At 55.9% G+C, this 261-nt stretch carries 1 pseudogene; it reads right to left on the reverse strand.

The features are described 5' to 3' along the window. Positions 1–261: pseudogene (locus SB765_RS30905) on the reverse strand (chain-length determining protein); the annotation flags it as partial.

A 261-nucleotide genomic window follows, 5' to 3' on the forward strand; every position in this document is an offset into this window, starting at 1 on the left:
CCATCAACGTCCGTCGGGTACTGCAGTTCCAGGCGAATATAGTTGCTCAGCGAGTCGGACTTCTTCGGGTCCGGCAGGGTCAGGTTGACAGAGTTGCGGTTGAAGTCCTCGAAGCTCTGCTCCAGGGTTTGCCCTGGATTCTTGAAAGCCTTGAACAGCTCTTCATGCTCCATGAAAAAACCCAGGCGGGCTTCGTACGAGTCCAACTGAGCCCCGACTTTCAATAGAGCGTCGGCGGGCGGAAGCTTGTAGACCTCAGAG

Origin of the sequence: Pseudomonas sp. SIMBA_067, assembly GCF_046534675.1 — a bacterium.
In the GTDB taxonomy this organism is placed as follows: Bacteria; Pseudomonadota; Gammaproteobacteria; order Pseudomonadales; family Pseudomonadaceae; genus Aquipseudomonas; species Aquipseudomonas putida.